Origin of the sequence: Streptomyces sp. NPDC014764, assembly GCF_043082785.1 — a bacterium.
Classification (GTDB): Bacteria; Actinomycetota; Actinomycetes; order Streptomycetales; family Streptomycetaceae; genus Streptomyces; species Streptomyces althioticus.
Genome location: NZ_JBIBXY010000002.1, coordinates 211,241 through 226,405 on the forward strand (window position 1 = coordinate 211,241; position 15,165 = coordinate 226,405).

Annotated in this window: 14 protein-coding genes; 10 read left to right on the plus strand and 4 right to left on the minus strand. The window is 71.3% G+C overall.

Annotation, left to right across the window (positions count from 1 at the left end; all coding sequences use genetic code 11):
• The first annotated feature begins 295 nt into the window (after positions 1–295).
• The 7 genes from ccrA to pssA all read left to right on the plus strand — a co-directional run bounded on the left by ccrA (position 296) and on the right by pssA (position 8,050).
• The gene (gene ccrA, locus ACF1AG_RS06050) at positions 296–1,639 is read left to right on the plus strand and encodes a crotonyl-CoA carboxylase/reductase (protein ID WP_359606694.1); all 1,344 of its coding nucleotides are present in this window, start codon (positions 296–298) and stop codon (positions 1,637–1,639) included.
• A 14-nt stretch (positions 1,640–1,653) separates the two neighbouring features.
• A complete protein-coding gene (locus ACF1AG_RS06055) occupies positions 1,654–3,681 on the plus strand; it encodes a protein meaA (protein ID WP_359752782.1) in 2,028 nt (675 codons plus the stop codon).
• Positions 3,678–4,640 (plus strand): CoA ester lyase, encoded by a 963-nt coding sequence (locus ACF1AG_RS06060; protein WP_359606690.1) that lies wholly within the window; start codon positions 3,678–3,680, stop codon positions 4,638–4,640. Before ACF1AG_RS06055 ends, ACF1AG_RS06060 begins: the two co-directional genes overlap by 4 nt.
• Before the next feature lie 5 nt (positions 4,641–4,645).
• The gene (locus ACF1AG_RS06065) at positions 4,646–5,158 is read left to right on the plus strand and encodes a MaoC family dehydratase (protein ID WP_387797295.1); all 513 of its coding nucleotides are present in this window, start codon (positions 4,646–4,648) and stop codon (positions 5,156–5,158) included.
• 2 nt (positions 5,159–5,160) lie between these two features.
• The gene (locus ACF1AG_RS06070) at positions 5,161–6,375 is read left to right on the plus strand and encodes an acyl-CoA dehydrogenase family protein (protein WP_391809381.1); all 1,215 of its coding nucleotides are present in this window, start codon (positions 5,161–5,163) and stop codon (positions 6,373–6,375) included.
• Positions 6,376–6,555: 180 nt separating this feature from the next.
• A complete protein-coding gene (locus tag ACF1AG_RS06075; RefSeq protein WP_026243357.1) occupies positions 6,556–7,212 on the plus strand; it encodes a phosphatidylserine decarboxylase in 657 nt (218 codons plus the stop codon).
• A 22-nt stretch (positions 7,213–7,234) separates the two neighbouring features.
• Positions 7,235–8,050: a CDP-diacylglycerol--serine O-phosphatidyltransferase gene (gene pssA, locus ACF1AG_RS06080; protein ID WP_033273773.1), complete on the plus strand. Its 816-nt coding sequence runs from the start codon at positions 7,235–7,237 to the stop codon at positions 8,048–8,050.
• 234 nt (positions 8,051–8,284) lie between these two features.
• Here the strand turns inward: pssA and ACF1AG_RS06085 are convergent, their stop codons facing one another.
• Positions 8,285–9,385, minus strand: coding sequence for a glycerate kinase (locus ACF1AG_RS06085; protein WP_359604383.1), 1,101 nt, complete (start codon positions 9,383–9,385; stop codon positions 8,285–8,287).
• A gap of 197 nt (positions 9,386–9,582) precedes the next feature.
• On the opposite strand from ACF1AG_RS06085, the gene ACF1AG_RS06090 reads away from it, so the two are divergent.
• The 3 genes from ACF1AG_RS06090 to ACF1AG_RS06100 all read left to right on the plus strand — a co-directional run bounded on the left by ACF1AG_RS06090 (position 9,583) and on the right by ACF1AG_RS06100 (position 12,083).
• Entirely contained in the window at positions 9,583–10,665 is a 1,083-nt protein-coding gene (locus ACF1AG_RS06090) for an ADP-ribosylglycohydrolase family protein (protein WP_359604379.1), read from the plus strand.
• Between the two features lie 136 nt (positions 10,666–10,801).
• Positions 10,802–11,305, plus strand: coding sequence for an NUDIX hydrolase (locus ACF1AG_RS06095; protein WP_359604377.1), 504 nt, complete (start codon positions 10,802–10,804; stop codon positions 11,303–11,305).
• 52 nt (positions 11,306–11,357) lie between these two features.
• Positions 11,358–12,083 (plus strand): NAD-dependent deacylase, encoded by a 726-nt coding sequence (locus ACF1AG_RS06100; RefSeq protein WP_359604375.1) that lies wholly within the window; start codon positions 11,358–11,360, stop codon positions 12,081–12,083.
• 67 nt (positions 12,084–12,150) lie between these two features.
• On the opposite strand, the gene ACF1AG_RS06105 is transcribed toward ACF1AG_RS06100, so the two are convergent.
• From ACF1AG_RS06105 to ACF1AG_RS06115, 3 genes are all read right to left on the minus strand, one after another.
• A complete protein-coding gene (locus ACF1AG_RS06105) occupies positions 12,151–12,639 on the minus strand; it encodes a methylated-DNA--[protein]-cysteine S-methyltransferase (protein ID WP_359604373.1) in 489 nt (162 codons plus the stop codon).
• An 18-nt stretch (positions 12,640–12,657) separates the two neighbouring features.
• Complete coding sequence (locus tag ACF1AG_RS06110; RefSeq protein WP_359604381.1) at positions 12,658–14,127, minus strand: AlkA N-terminal domain-containing protein; 1,470 nt, start codon at positions 14,125–14,127, stop codon at positions 12,658–12,660.
• A gap of 156 nt (positions 14,128–14,283) precedes the next feature.
• On the minus strand, positions 14,284–15,156 hold the full coding sequence (locus ACF1AG_RS06115; protein WP_391809382.1) for a DUF72 domain-containing protein: 873 nt from the start codon (positions 15,154–15,156) through the stop codon (positions 14,284–14,286).
• Positions 15,157–15,165 lie beyond the last annotated feature (9 nt).

A 15,165-nucleotide genomic window follows, 5' to 3' on the forward strand; every position in this document is an offset into this window, starting at 1 on the left:
GGCGCTTCGATCGATCATCGCTCATCTGAGGCGAAAAGATTTCACCTGAGAGCAAGTTCTGGCACGCAGTGCCTTGCCGACTGACACGGCGTGCCATACGTTGAAGAAGTCCGGGCGAGTCCCGGCGGGTCCACCACCCGCACGTCCGGCGCCTGCGTCACAGGCAACCTCCCGCGCAACCACGCGCTGCCGAAGCACCACCCGCCGAACCGACGGCACCCCTCGACCCTCAGCAGCACACCGACGTAACCCTCAGCGCCCCTCCCTCAGGGCGCCCATCGCCGGAGGCAACACCGTGACCGTCAAGGACATCCTGGCCGCGATCCAGTCGCCCGACTCCACGTCGGAGGACTTCGCCGCCCTGCCGCTTCCCGAGTCGTACCGCGCGATCACCGTGCACAAGGACGAGACGGAGATGTTCGCGGGCCTCGCCACCCGCGACAAGGACCCCCGCAAGTCGATCCACCTGGACGACGTGCCGCTGCCCGAGCTGGGCCCCGGCGAGGCCCTGGTCGCCGTGATGGCCTCCTCGGTCAACTACAACTCGGTGTGGACCTCGATCTTCGAGCCGCTGTCCACCTTCGGCTTCCTCGAGCGCTACGGCCGCACCAGCGAGCTGGCCAGGCGACACGACCTGCCGTACCACATCATCGGCTCCGACCTCGCGGGCGTCGTGCTGCGCACCGGTCCCGGCGTGAACTCCTGGAAGCCCGGCGACGAGGTCGTCGCGCACTGTCTGTCCGTCGAGCTGGAGTCCTCCGACGGCCACAACGACACGATGCTCGACCCCGAGCAGCGCATCTGGGGCTTCGAGACCAACTTCGGCGGCCTCGCCGAGATCGCGCTGGTGAAGTCCAACCAGCTGATGCCCAAGCCGGACCACCTCAGCTGGGAGGAGGCCGCCGCCCCCGGCCTGGTCAACTCCACCGCCTACCGCCAGCTGGTCTCCCGCAACGGCGCCGGCATGAAGCAGGGCGACAACGTGCTCATCTGGGGCGCGAGCGGCGGCCTCGGCTCGTACGCCACCCAGTTCGCGCTGGCCGGCGGCGCCAACCCGATCTGCGTCGTCTCCAGCGACCAGAAGGCGGAGATCTGCCGGAAGATGGGCGCCGAGGCGATCATCGACCGCAACGCCGAGGGCTACAGGTTCTGGAAGGACGAGAACACCCAGGACCCCAAGGAGTGGAAGCGCTTCGGCAAGCGCATCCGCGAGCTCACCGGCGGCGAGGACATCGACATCGTCTTCGAGCACCCCGGCCGCGAGACCTTCGGCGCCTCGGTCTTCGTCACCCGCAAGGGCGGCACCATCACCACCTGCGCCTCGACCTCGGGCTACATGCACCAGTACGACAACCGCTACCTGTGGATGTCCCTGAAGCGCATCATCGGCTCCCACTTCGCCAACTACCGCGAGGCCTGGGAGGCCAACCGCCTCATCGCCAAGGGCAAGATCCACCCCACGCTCTCGAAGACGTACTCCCTGGAGGACACCGGCCAGGCCGCGTACGACGTGCACCGCAACCTGCACCAGGGCAAGGTCGGCGTGCTGTGCCTGGCGCCCGAGGAGGGTCTCGGCGTGCGCGACCACGAGAAGCGCGCGAAGCACATCGACGCCATCAACCGCTTCCGCAACGTCTGAGGGCGGGAAGGACCATGACAGAGCGTCAGAAGGACCGGCCGTGGCTCATGCGGACGTACGCCGGCCACTCGACCGCCGAGGCGTCCAACGAGCTGTACCGGCGCAACCTCGCCAAGGGGCAGACGGGGCTGTCGGTAGCCTTCGACCTGCCGACCCAGACCGGCTACGACTCCGACCACGTCCTCGCCCGCGGCGAGGTCGGCCGGGTCGGCGTGCCGGTCGCGCACCTCGGTGACATGCGCCGGCTGTTCCAGGACATCCCCCTGGAGCAGATGAACACCTCGATGACGATCAACGCCACCGCCATGTGGCTGCTGGCGCTCTACCAGGTCGTCGCCGAGGAGCAGGGCGCGGACGTCACCAAGCTCCAGGGCACGACCCAGAACGACATCGTCAAGGAGTACCTGTCCCGCGGCACCCATGTGTTCCCGCCGGGGCCGTCGCTCCGCCTGACGACCGACATGATCGCGTACACGGTCTCCCACATCCCCAAGTGGAACCCGATCAACATCTGCAGCTACCACCTGCAGGAGGCCGGGGCCACACCGGTGCAGGAGATCGCGTACGCGATGTCCACCGCGATCGCCGTGCTCGACGCGGTGCGTGACAGCGGCCAGGTGCCGCAGGAGCGCATGGGCGACGTGGTCGGCCGTATCTCCTTCTTCGTGAACGCGGGCGTCCGCTTCGTCGAGGAGATGTGCAAGATGCGCGCCTTCGGCCGCATCTGGGACACCGTCACCCGCGAGCGGTACGGCATCGAGAACCCCAAGCACCGGCGCTTCCGCTACGGCGTCCAGGTCAACTCCCTCGGACTGACCGAGGCGCAGCCGGAGAACAACGTCCAGCGCATCGTGCTGGAGATGCTGGCCGTCACCCTCTCCAAGGACGCACGCGCGCGTGCCGTGCAGCTGCCCGCCTGGAACGAGGCCCTCGGCCTGCCCCGCCCCTGGGACCAGCAGTGGTCCCTGCGCATCCAGCAGGTCCTCGCCTACGAGAGCGACCTGCTGGAGTACGACGACATCTTCGAGGGCTCGAAGGTGATCGAGGCGAAGGTCGAGGAGCTGGTCACCGAGGCGACCGCGGAGATCGGGCGGATCCAGGAGATGGGCGGCGCGATGGCCGCCGTGGAGTCGGGCTACCTCAAGTCCCAGCTCGTCTCCTCGCACGCCGCGCGCCGCGCCCGGATCGAGTCCGGCGAGGAGAAGATCATCGGGGTCAACGCCTTCGAGTCCACCGAGCCCAACCCGCTCACCGCCGACCTGGACACCGCCATCCAGACCGTCGACCCCGCGGTGGAGGCGCGGGTGATCGCCTCGCTGCAGCACTGGCGCGACACCCGCTACCAGCCGCCCTTCAACCACCCGCGCCCCTGCAAGGCGCTGGAGAAGCTGAAGGAGGCCGCGCGCGGCACCGACAACCTGATGGAAGCCACCCTGGAGTGCGCCCGGGCCGGCGTGACCACCGGCGAGTGGGCCGGCGCGCTGCGCGAGGTGTTCGGCGAGTTCCGGGCGCCGACCGGGGTCTCCTCGGCCCCCGTCGCGGTCACCGCCGAGGAGGGCTCCGCCCTGTCGGAGGTCCGCCGGAAGGTGGAACTCACGGCGAAGGACCTGGGCGTGGGAAAGCTGCGCTTCCTGGTCGGCAAGCCGGGGCTCGACGGCCACTCCAACGGCGCCGAGCAGATCGCCGTGCGGGCCCGCGACGCCGGGTTCGAGGTGGTCTACCAGGGCATCCGGCTCACCCCGGAGCAGATCGTGGACGCCGCGCTGGCGGAGGACGTCCACGCGGTCGGCCTGTCGATCCTGTCCGGATCGCACGCCCAGCTGGTGCCGGACGTGCTCGAACGGCTCCGTGTGGCCGGCGCCACGGACATTCCCGTGATCGCCGGTGGCATCATCCCCAGCGGTGACGCCGAACAGCTGCGGGCCGCGGGAGTCGCCGCGGTCTTCACCCCGAAGGACTTCGACATCACCGGGATCATCGGCCGCATCGTCGACGAGATCCGCACCGCGAACAAGCTCGACCCCCTGGAGGTCCCCGCATGACCACGGTCAACCGCCTTCGCCCTCGGCGTTCCTGCCTGGCGGTACCCGGCTCGAACCCGCGCTTCCTGGAGAAGGCCCAGGGCCTCCCGGCGGACCAGGTCTTCCTGGACCTCGAGGACGCCTGCGCCCCGCTCGCCAAGCCCGAGGCGCGCCACACCATCGTCAAGTTCCTCAACGAGGGCGACTGGACGGGCAAGACCCGCGTCGTGCGCGTCAACGACTGGACGACGGAGTGGACGTACCGGGACGTCGTGACGGTCGTCGAGGGCGCGGGCCCGAACCTCGACTGCATCATGCTGCCGAAGGTCCAGGACGCCCAGCAGATCGTCGCCCTGGACCTGCTGCTCACGCAGATCGAGAAGACCATGGGCTTCGAGGTCGGCCGGATCGGCATCGAGGCGCAGATCGAGAACGCGCAGGGCCTGAACAACGTCAACGAGATCGCGCAGGCCTCCCCGCGCATCGAGACCATCATCTTCGGCCCGGCCGACTTCATGGCGTCCATCAACATGAAGTCGCTGGTCGTGGGCGAGCAGCCGCCCGGCTACCCGGCGGACGCCTACCACTACATCCTGATGAAGATCCTGATGGCCGCCCGTGCCAACGACCTCCAGGCGATCGACGGCCCCTACCTGCAGATCCGCAACGTCGACGGCTTCCGCGAGGTGGCCGACCGCGCCGCCGCGCTCGGCTTCGACGGCAAGTGGGTGCTGCACCCCGGCCAGGTCGACGCCGCCAACGAGGTCTTCTCCCCCTCGCAGGAGGACTACGACCACGCCGAGCTGATCCTGGACGCGTACGACTACTACACGTCCGAGGCGGGCGGCAAGAAGGGCTCCGCGATGCTCGGCGACGAGATGATCGACGAGGCCAGCCGCAAGATGGCCCTGGTCATCTCGGGCAAGGGCCGCGCCGCCGGCATGCAGCGCACGTCGAAGTTCGAGATCCCGGAGGCCTGACCGTCATGCAGTTCGGACGCACCTACGAGGAGTTCGAGGTCGGGGCGACGTACAAGCACTGGCCGGGCAAGACGGTCACCGAGTACGACGACCACCTGTTCTGTCTCCTCACCATGAACCACCACCCGCTCCACATGGACGTGAACTATGCGGAGAAGACGACGGACTTCGGCAGGAACGTCGTGGTCGGCAACTACATCTACTCGCTGCTGCTCGGCATGAGCGTGCCGGACATCTCCGGCAAGGCGATCGCCAACCTGGAGATCGAGTCGCTCAAGCACGTGGCGCCGACCTTCCACGGCGACACTGTCTACGGGCAGACGACCGTCCTGGACAAGTGGCCGTCGAAGTCGAAGAACGACCGCGGCATCGTGTACGTCGAGACCAGGGGCTACAAGCAGGACGGCACGCTGGTCTGCGTGTTCCGCCGCAAGGTGATGGTGCCCACCGAGACGTACATCAAGGAGCGCGGCGGCGAGCAGCCGGGCCGCCCGGAACTGAAGCAGCAGGAGAAGTAGCCATGGCGCGACTCGCCCAGACCGCCGGTCTGACCGACGTCCAGCAGGAGATCCTGTCCACCGTCCGGGACTTCGTGGACAAGGAGATCATCCCGGTAGCCACCGAGCTGGAGCACCGCGACGAGTATCCGCAGCAGATCGTCGACGGGCTGAAGGAACTGGGTCTCTTCGGCCTGATGATCCCCGAGGAGTACGGCGGCCTGGGCGAGTCCCTCCTCACGTACGCGCTGTGCGTGGAGGAGATCGCCCGCGGCTGGATGTCGGTGTCCGGCATCATCAACACGCACTTCATCGTGGCGTACATGCTCAAGCAGCACGGCACGCCGGAACAGAAGGAGCACTTCCTTCCGCGGATGGCGGCCGGCGACATCCGCGGCGCCTTCTCGATGTCGGAGCCGGGCCTCGGCTCGGACGTGTCGGCCATCACGTCGAAGGCGGTCAAGGACGGCGACGAGTACGTCCTCAACGGCCAGAAGATGTGGCTGACGAACGGTGGAACGTCGTCGCTGGTGGCCGTTCTGGTGCGAAGTGACGAAGGACACTCCTCTGAAGAGGCAGCCGCCAAGCCGCACAAGTCGATGACCACCTTCCTGGTGGAGAAGGAGCCGGGCTTCGGCGAGGTCCGTCCGGGCCTGACCATCCCCGGCAAGATCGACAAGATGGGCTACAAGGGCGTCGACACGACCGAGCTCATCATGGACGGCCTGCGCGTTCCCGCCGATCGGGTGCTCGGCGGCGTCACCGGCCGAGGTTTTTACCAAATGATGGACGGCGTCGAGGTCGGCCGTGTGAACGTCGCGGCGCGTGGCTGCGGCGTCGCGCAGCGTGCCTTCGAGCTGGGCGTCCAGTACGCCCAGCAGCGTCACACTTTCGGTAAGCCGATCGCCCAGCACCAGGCCATCCAGTTCAAGCTGGCCGAGATGGCTACCAAGGTGGAGGCCGCGCATGCCATGATGGTCAACGCAGCGCGCAAAAAGGACTCCGGGGAGCGAAACGACCTCGAGGCAGGGATGGCGAAGTACCTCGCCTCCGAGTACTGCAAAGAGGTCGTGGAGGACGCCTTCCGGATCCACGGCGGCTACGGCTTCTCGAAGGAGTACGAGATCGAGCGCCTCTACCGGGAGGCCCCGATGCTGCTGATCGGTGAGGGCACCGCCGAGATCCAGAAAATGATCATCGGCCGTCGACTGCTCGAAGAGTATCGATTCCAGGGCTGAGCAGGGTCAGATGTCTGGATACGGGGTGTTTTCTTGAGGAAGAGGATCACACCCCGTATGCGTTCTTCGGCCGCCGACTTGGTTGCCTGGCTTACCCAGTTGCGGCCGGGAGCCGCTACGATCGCCGGAAAGCCGCCGTCCCCCGCAGTTGCGCGGCATCATCCGCTACGAAGGTCATCCATGCCCCACAGCCAAACCTCTGCACACCGCGACAGCCTCGCCGGCGTACGCCTCGCGCGCGGAGCATCGCCGTGGCTTCTGCCGACCGTCGCCACCGCAGCCGTGAGTCTGCTCCGTGCCCGCCGCTCGGGTGCCGCCAAGGCCGTCGCCGTCCCCGCCACCGCTCTGGCGGCGGGGATGCTGTGGTTCTTCCGCGACCCCGAGCGCGAGATCGCCCAGGGCCGGGTCATCTCGCCCGCCGACGGTGTGGTGCAGAGCATCATGCCCTGGAAGGACGGACGCACCCGCGTCGCGATCTTCATGAGCCCGCTCAACGTCCACGTGAACCGCGCCCCCCTGGCCGGCACCGTGACGTCGGTCGAGCACATCCCCGGTGGCTTCGTTCCCGCCTTCAACAAGGAGAGCGAGAACAACGAGCGCGTGGTGTGGCACTTCGACACCGAGCTCGGTGACATCGAGATGGTCCAGATCGCCGGCGCGGTGGCCCGTCGCATCGTCCCCTACGTGCCCCAGGGCACCAAGGTCGAGCAGGGCGAGCGCATCGGCCTCATCCGCTTCGGCTCGCGCGTCGACATCTACCTGCCCGAGGGTGTTGAGGTCGATGTCGAAGTCGGCCAGAAGACCGTGGCTGGGGTGACTCGCATTGACCGTGGTTGATCCAGAGACCCAGGCCGGCTGGGTGCCGGAGGCCGACGAGGACGACGACGAGGAGATGCCTCTGTCGCTGCGCCTGTCGATAGCGGACACCCTCACGCTGGGCAACGCCACGTGCGGCTTCATGGCGGTGTACTTCACCACCACCGGCATCCTGATCCCGCACCTGCAGGGCAGCCAGGAGACCGGCATGGCCCGCCACAGCGCGGCCACGGCGGTCATCCTGATGCTGTGCGCGGCGGTCTTCGACCTGTTCGACGGCCTGGTGGCGCGCAAGCTGCGCTCCTCGCCGATGGGCGCCGAGCTGGACAACCTCTCGGACCTGATCAGCTTCGGCCTGGCACCGGCGTACTTCGTCCTCGTCTACGGCATGGTCGCGGACGACGCGCACCAGAGGGTGGCCGCGGTCGGGGCGATCGTGGTGCTGCTGGCGGTGGTGCTGAGACTGGCGCGGTTCTCCTGCGTCACGGTGAAGGACGGCACCTTCCAGGGCATGCCGTCGCCCTTCGGGGCCCTGACGGTCGTGTCGATCGTGCTGCTGGAGCTGCCGTTCGTGGCGACGCTGCTGGCGATCATCGGGACGGCGTGGCTGATGGTGAGCCGTGTCGAGTACCCGAAGCCGCGGGGGCGCCTCGCCGTGGCGATGCTGTCGTGGATCGTGCTGTCGATGGGGCTGCTGGCGGCATGGGCCTTCGACGCGCCGAGCGGTCAGCTGCTGCTGCAGACGGGGTGTGCGCTGCAGCTGGTGATGGGGGCGGTGATTCCGCTGTTCGCCACGGCGCGGCGGGTGAACAACTTCCGCGACAACCGTCGCGAGGCGCGGGCGGCGCAAGTGCCGTAGCGCACGGCGCGCGTGTTTTTCCGGGGTCCGGACCCAGCTGTGGGTCCGGACCCCGGTTCTTTTTTGCCCACCCGCCCACCCGACTCGGGTGTCCCCAGGCACCGCCCGTTACGGGTGCCACATCCAGCCCGTCCGGCGTTTGAGGACGAGGCCCGTCAGGGCCGACAAGGGGGTCTGGGGCACAGCCCCGGGGTCGGGACGGGAAGGGGCGGCGGGGGCGAAGAACCCCGTCGGTCAGGACAGGTAGTCCTGGGCGATCCGCTCCGCCGTCCGTTCCAGGATCGGCCCCGCATCGGCGATGCACTTCGCCACGTCCGGCTCCACGTCCGTCAGGGCGTACGCCCGCCGAATACCGGCCCGCCCCAGCACCTCCGGCGCCAGCGCCAGCCGCCCGCACACCGCGATCACGTCCTTCCCTGCCGCCCGAGCCGCCGCGGCGACCCCCGCAGGGGCCTTCCCGTGCAGCGTCTGCTGGTCCAGCGACCCCTCCCCCGTGATCACCAGATCCGCCCGCTCCAGCGCGGGGGCGAAGCCCAGGACGTCCAGCATCACCTCGATACCGGGACGGAACCGCGCCCCCACGAGCAGCGCCCCGAACCCGATACCGCCCGCGGCCCCCGCCCCCGGCGACGCCGCCACCGTCCCGGCGTCCAGCACCTTCGCGAAGTGCCCCAGCGCCGCGTCCAGCCGCTCGACCTCCTCCGACGAGGCGCCCTTCTGCGGCCCGTACACGGCGGCGGCGCCCTTCGGCCCGGTCAGCGGGTTGTCGACGTCGCTGGCGAGCACGAACTCCACCGACCGCAGACGCGGGTCGAGACCGGAAAGGTCCGCGGTCGCCACCTCGGCCAGCGCGGCGCCGCCCGGCCCGGCCGGCTCGCCCGACGCCGTCAGGAACCGCGCGCCCAGCGCGGCGAGCATCCCCGCCCCGCCGTCGGTCGTCGCGCTGCCTCCGACGCCGAACACGATGCTCCGCGCGCCCGCGTCCAGCGCGGCCCGCAGCAGCTCCCCGGAACCGTAGGTGGACGCCGTGAGCGGCGCGAAGACGCCCTCCGGCAGCCGCTGCAACCCGCTGGCCTCCGCCATCTCCACGACGGCGGTGCCGTCCCGCAGCGCGTACGCGGCGGTCACCGGGTCACCGAGCGGTCCGGAGACCCGTACCTCGTGCCGTTCGAACCCGGCCGCGACGGCCGCCGCGACGGTGCCGTCGCCGCCGTCGGCCACCGGCAGCGCCTCGACCTCGACGTCCGCCCGGACCCTTCGCAGCCCCGCCGTCACCCGCTCGGCGACCTCCACGGCCGTCAGCGACCCCTTGAACTTGTCCGCGGCGACCAGCACCCGCTGTGCCGACGGCGTCCTACGCGTACCGCTTCCTGCAGCGTCCGCCACTTGCCTTCCCCTCGCTCATCGGGCCCCGCGCGCGTGCCGGGGCCTGTCGCGCCGCTGCGACCCTAACCGCCGGGCCGCGGTCCCGTCATGCGCCGACCGGCACGTGGACGGGTACGGAACCGCCGGGAAACGGGTAGACCGGTCCCATGACCGCCACGACCGCAGTGACCACCGTGACCGGGCTCGCCGACCGTGTCCTCGGCGGCTGGCTGGGCCGGATCGCCGGCAACATGCTCGGCAAGCCGGTGGAGCAGGGCGAGGTGTGGACGCGGGACCGCATCGACCGCTACCTGCGGGCGGCGGACGCGCTGCCGCTGACCGACTACCTGCCGGAACCTCCGACGGCGGAGGAGGAGCGGGCGCTGCGCCCGGAGTGGCGGTACTGCGTCCGGGGCAGGGTGCACGGCAGCTGCCGGGACGACGACGTCGACTACGCGATCCTCGGCCTGCACCTGCTGGAGACGCACGGCTTCGGCTTCAGCACCGAGCAGGTGGGCGACCTGTGGCTGCTGCGGCTGCCGTACCTCCAGACGTTCACCGCCGAGCGGGCGGCGTACCGGAACCTCGCGAACGGCCTGCGGCCGCCGCTGACGGCGACGTTCGACAACCCTTACCAGGAGTGGATCGGCGCGCTGATCCGCGCCGACGTGCACGGCTGGGTCTCGCCGGGCGCCCCGCGCCGGGCCGCCACGCTGGCCCGCAAGGACGCGGTGCTGTCGCACACGGGCAACGGGGTGTACGGCGCGATGTGGGCGGCGGCGCTGGTCGCTGCGGCGTTCACGGCGGCGACGGCGCGGGAGGCGGTGGACGAGGCGCTGACGGTGGTCCCGGCGAGCAGCAGACTGGCGCGGACCGTGCGGCGGGTGACGTCGCTGCACGAGAGCGGGCTGTCCTGGGAGGACACACTCACCACGCTGGAGGAGGAGACGGCGGGCCTCGGCTGGATCCACACGGTCCCGAACGCCGCCGTCATCACCGCCGGTCTGCTGTACGGCGACGGCGACTTCTCCCGGACCGTGGCGCTGACGGTGCGGGGCGGTCTGGACACCGACTCCAACGGCGCGACGGCCGGTTCGGTGGCCGGCGTGATGTGCGGCGCGGCGGCCGTGCCGGAGCGGTGGAAGGAGCCGCTGGAGGACACCGTGCGCAGCGCGGTGTTCGGGTTCGACGGGGTGCGGATCAGCGAGCTGGCGGAGCGGACGCTGCGGCTGGCGCAGGCGGAGGTCTGACCGCGCGGCCCCGTCGGCCGTGCTCCGGCGTGTGCGCCCGCCGTGTCGATCATGGGACGGCGTGTGCTGCCGTGCGCCTGGCGGGCGGGGTCGCGACGGCCCCGGCGGGGCGCCCGGCCGCCGTTACCCTTCCCGCATGACCACCACGCAGGAGACTCAGGACTTCGCCGGCTACATCGCCTCCCTCCCCCGTGTCCTCGCCGGGGCCGCCGCCCTCTTCCGGGACGCGGCGGGACGGGTGCTGCTCGTCGAGCCGAACTACCGGGAGGGGTGGGCGCTGCCCGGCGGCACGATCGAGTCGGACGACGGGGAGAGCCCGCGGGACGGGGCGCGGCGGGAGACGGCCGAGGAGATCGGCCTGGACCGGCCGCTGGGCCGGCTCCTCGCGGTGGACTGGGTGCGGACGCCCGGCGTGCCGCCGCTGGTGGCGTACCTGTACGACGGCGGGGTGCTCGGTGACGACGAGCTGGGGGCGATCCGGCTCCAGGAGGAGGAGCTGCTGTCGTGGCGGCTGGTGGAGCGCGAGGAGATCACCGCGCATCTGCCGGGCTCCCTGGGCCGCCGGGTGCTGGCCGCGCTGGACGTGCTGGCGGACGGCTCGGGCACGGCGGAGCTGGAGGACGGCCGCCGGGTGCACTGACCGGCGCGATATCCGCTCGCCGGGCGGACCCCGCCCGCCCTACCCTCGCCGCATGAGCAAGCCCCTCGTCGCCCTGCTGACCGGCGCCGGCGTCAGCACGGACTCCGGCATCCCCGACTACCGCGGGCCCGCCGGGCTGTGGCGTCGCGACCCGGACGCCGAGAAGCTCGTGACGTACGAGTACTACATGGCCGACCCCGAGATCCGGCGCCGGTCGTGGCGGATGCGGCAGGAGACCTTCGCCGCCCTGCCCGAGCCGAACGCCGCCCACCGCGCGGTGGCCGAGCTGGAGCGGTCCGGGACGGCGGTGCGGGTGATCACGCAGAACGTGGACGGTCTGCACCAGCTCGGCGGCATGCCGGACCGCAAGGTGCTGGAGCTCCACGGCACGGCACGCACGGTCGTGTGCGCGAAGTGCCACGCGCGGACCCCGATGGAGGACGCCCTGGCCCGTCTGACGGCCGGCGAGGACGACCCGCCCTGCGTCGCCTGCGGCGGCATCCTCAAGCCGGCGACGGTGATGTTCGGCGAGGCGCTGGACCCGACGGTGCTCGGTGAGGCGGTGGCGATCACGAAGGCGTGCACGCTCTTCATAGCCGCCGGCACCAGCCTCCAGGTCCACCCCGCGGCGGGCCTCGCCCAGGTCGCCGCCGACCACGGCGCCCGCCTGGTCGTCGTCAACGCGGAACCGACGCCGTACGACGACCTGGCGGACGAGGTCGTCCGCGAACCGATCGGCACGTCGCTGCCGGCGCTGCTGCGGCGGATCACCGCCTAGCCAGGGTCTTCCGTTTCGATCAGGCCGGACCCCGCAAGCCCGGCGTGATCCGGACGAGAGGCCCTGGTCACGCCTGGAAGAGGGCCGCTCCGCGTTCGAAGTCCAGCAGGCGCTGCTTGCGGGGCAGGCCGCCGCCGTAGCCGGTGAGGCTGCCGGTGGAGCCGATGACGCGGTGGCAGGGGACGATGACGCCGACCGGGTTGCGGCCGTTGGCGAGTCCGACGGCGCGGGACGCCTTGGGGTTGCCCAGGAGATCGGCGAGCTGCCCGTAGGTGCGGGTCTCGCCGTAGGGGATGCGCCGGAGCTGGTCCCACACGCGGAGCTGGAACGGGGTGCCGTGCAGGCGCAGGGGAACGGTGAACTCCGTCAGGTCGCCGGCGAAGTAGGCGGCCAGTTGTTCCTTCGTCTCCGTGAACGGGCCGTCGTCGGGGGCGCCGAAGGTCTCCTGCGGCGGGCGGTGGCGCTGACCCTCCATGTAGAGGCCGCAGAGGACGCCGTCGTCGGCGACGAGGGTCAGGGGGCCGTAGGGGCTGTCGGTCACGGTGTGCTGTCTCATCGGGTCCTCCGCTGCCGGTCAGGACGGCAGGACGTTGATCGGGTGGCTGTCGGTCGCCCAGAGGTACTGCACGGCGTAGGCGCGCCATGGGCGCCAGGCGGCGGCCCGGGTGGTGAGGGCGGAGGGGGTGGAGGGGAGGCCCATGGCCCGGGCGGCGCGGCGGACGCCGAGGTCGGTGGGGAGGAAAGCGTCGGGGTCGCCGAGCGCGCGCATGGCGATGACGTCGGCGGTCCAGGGACCGAAGCCGGGGAGGGCGAGGAGCGCGGCGCGGGTCTCCGGCCAGTCGCTGTCGGCGCCCAGACGGAGGTCGCCGTCCGCGAGCCTGCGGACCAGGGTGGTCAGGGTGGTGCGGCGCGTGCGCGGCATGGCGAGGGCGTCCGGGTCGAGTGCGGCCAGGTGTTCCGGTGTCGGGAAGAGGTGGGTGAGACCGCCTTCGGGGTCGTCGACGGGGGTGCCGTGCGCGGTGACCAGGCGGGCCGCGTGGGTGCGGGCGGCGGCCGTGGACACCTGCTGTCCGAGGACCGCGCGGACGGCGAACTCCGCCTCGTCGACCGTGCGCGGCACCCGGCGGCCGGGCGCCTTGTCGACCAGCGGCGCGAGCGCGACGTCCGAGCGCAGTTGCTCGTCCACCGCGACCGGGTCCGCGTCGAGGTCGAGCAGGCGGCGGCAGCGGCTGATGGCGACGGTCAGGTCCCGCGGGTCGCTCAGGGCGAGCCGGCAGGCGATGTGGTCGGGGCGCGGCACCAGGGCGACGATTCCGTGGCCGTACGGGAGGCGGAGGGTGCGGCGGTAGGCGCCGTCCCTCCACTCCTCCACTCCGGGCACGGCGGTGGCGGCAAGGTGGCCGAAGAGGTTGTCGGGGTGGAGCGGGGCGCGGAACGGCAGGCGCAGCGTGATCACGCCGGGTGTGGCGGCGGCCGCGTGCTCCGGTGCCCGGGTGCGCAGCTCGCTCGGGGAGAGCGCGAACACCTCGCGCACGGTGTCGTTGAAGGTGCGCACGGAGGAGAAGCCGGCCGCGAAGGCGACGTCCGCCATCGGCAGGCCGGTCGTCTCGACGAGCAGCCGCGCCGTCTGCGCCCGCTGGGCGCGGGCCAGGGCGAGGGGGCCCGCGCCCAGCTCGGCGAGCAGCTGGCGTTCGATCTGCCGGGTGCTGTAGCCGAGGCGGTCGGCGAGCCCGGTGACGCCCTCTCGGTCCACCACGCCGTCGGCGATGAGCCGCACGGCGCGGGCGACGAGGTCGGCGCGCGCGTTCCATTCGGGGGAGCCGGGGCTGGTGTCGGGGCGGCAGCGCTTGCACGCCCGGAACCCGGCCTGCTGGCAGGCGGCGGCGCTCGGGTGGAACACCATGTGCGCCGGCTTGGGCGGAACCGCCGGACAGCTGGGCCGGCAGTAGATGCCGGTGGTGAGGACGGCGGTGTAGAACCAGCCGTCGAACCGCGCGTCCTTCGACTGCACGGCGCGCACGCAGCGCTCGGTGTCGGTGTGCATCCCCTGGTGCATGTCTCAAGGATCCGGCACGGGGGCGGCCGGGTCTGGCGGGAATCCGACATCCACGTCCGGTGTCCTGCGGTTCCGCGGATCACCGCCTCCGGCCGGGGCGGTTCCACGGATCACCCGCCTCTCCGGCCGGGCCGGTTCCGCGGATCACCGTCTCTCCGGCCGGGCCAGCAGGTCGCGCATCGTCTCCGCCGCCCGTACCGCCGCGTCGCCGCAGCAGTTGTTGAACAGGACGTGCAGCTCGTCCGCCTGCCGTGCCGCCCGGCGCAGGCGGGGCGCCCACGCGGCGAGCTCGGTGACGTCGTAGTCGTGGCGGAAGCGGTCCTCCTTGCTGCCCCTCCCCCACGCCGCGTTGCGGCCGTGGAACCGTACGACGGCCAGGGCGGGCCGTGTCACGGGGACCAGGGGCGGCAGGGAGGCGGTGAGGCCCTGCGCCATGTCGGTGCCGACCGCCGTCACGTCCAGGGAGGTCAGCAACTCGCGTGTCTCGTCGACGCGTTCGGCGTCCCACCAGGCCGGGTGACGGAACTCCACGGCGAGCGGCCAGCCCTTGGTGCGTTCCGCGCACTCCTCCAGGAAGCGTTCGGCCGGGGCGCCGGGGGCGAACCACGGCGGGAACTGGAACAGCACGGTGCCCAGCCGCCCGGCCGCGCTCAGGGGGTCGACGGCCTCCGCGAAGCGGCCCCACACCTCGTCGAGCAGGGCCGGGCCGGCGGGAGGGCGCGCGGGCACCCGGTCGCGCAGATCGGCCGGAAGCGCCTCGGGGCGGGTGGGGTGACCCGTGAGCAGGGAGAACGCCTTGACGTCGAAGCGGAAGCCGTCCGGGGTGCGTTCCACCCACAGCTCGCTGTTGCGGCGGCGCGGCAACGCGTAGTAGCCGGAGTCCGCTTCGACGACCGGCAGCCGCTCCGCGTAGTGCCGCAGCCGTCCTTCCGCGTCGCGCCGCCCGCGCGGATACCAGCCGCCGGCCACGAGTTGGCGGTCCGTCCAGGAGCAGGCGCCGACCAGGATGTCACCCATGGGAGCCCG

Excerpts from the sequence above, each read along its gene's own strand:
- ACF1AG_RS06055 (WP_359752782.1), top strand. The coding sequence starts at position 1,654 with ATGACAGAGCGTCAGAAGGACCGGCCGTGGCTCATGCGGACGTACGCC.
- ACF1AG_RS06060 (WP_359606690.1), top strand. The coding sequence starts at position 3,678 with ATGACCACGGTCAACCGCCTTCGCCCTCGGCGTTCCTGCCTGGCGGTA.
- ACF1AG_RS06065 (WP_387797295.1), top strand. The coding sequence starts at position 4,646 with ATGCAGTTCGGACGCACCTACGAGGAGTTCGAGGTCGGGGCGACGTAC.
- ACF1AG_RS06070 (WP_391809381.1), top strand. The coding sequence starts at position 5,161 with ATGGCGCGACTCGCCCAGACCGCCGGTCTGACCGACGTCCAGCAGGAG.
- ACF1AG_RS06075 (WP_026243357.1), top strand. The coding sequence starts at position 6,556 with ATGCCCCACAGCCAAACCTCTGCACACCGCGACAGCCTCGCCGGCGTA.
- ACF1AG_RS06090 (WP_359604379.1), top strand. The coding sequence starts at position 9,583 with ATGACCGCCACGACCGCAGTGACCACCGTGACCGGGCTCGCCGACCGT.
- ACF1AG_RS06095 (WP_359604377.1), top strand. The coding sequence starts at position 10,802 with ATGACCACCACGCAGGAGACTCAGGACTTCGCCGGCTACATCGCCTCC.
- ACF1AG_RS06100 (WP_359604375.1), top strand. The coding sequence starts at position 11,358 with ATGAGCAAGCCCCTCGTCGCCCTGCTGACCGGCGCCGGCGTCAGCACG.
- ACF1AG_RS06105 (WP_359604373.1), bottom strand. The coding sequence starts at position 12,639 with ATGAGACAGCACACCGTGACCGACAGCCCCTACGGCCCCCTGACCCTC.
- ACF1AG_RS06110 (WP_359604381.1), bottom strand. The coding sequence starts at position 14,127 with ATGCACACCGACACCGAGCGCTGCGTGCGCGCCGTGCAGTCGAAGGAC.
- ACF1AG_RS06115 (WP_391809382.1), bottom strand. The coding sequence starts at position 15,156 with ATGGGTGACATCCTGGTCGGCGCCTGCTCCTGGACGGACCGCCAACTC.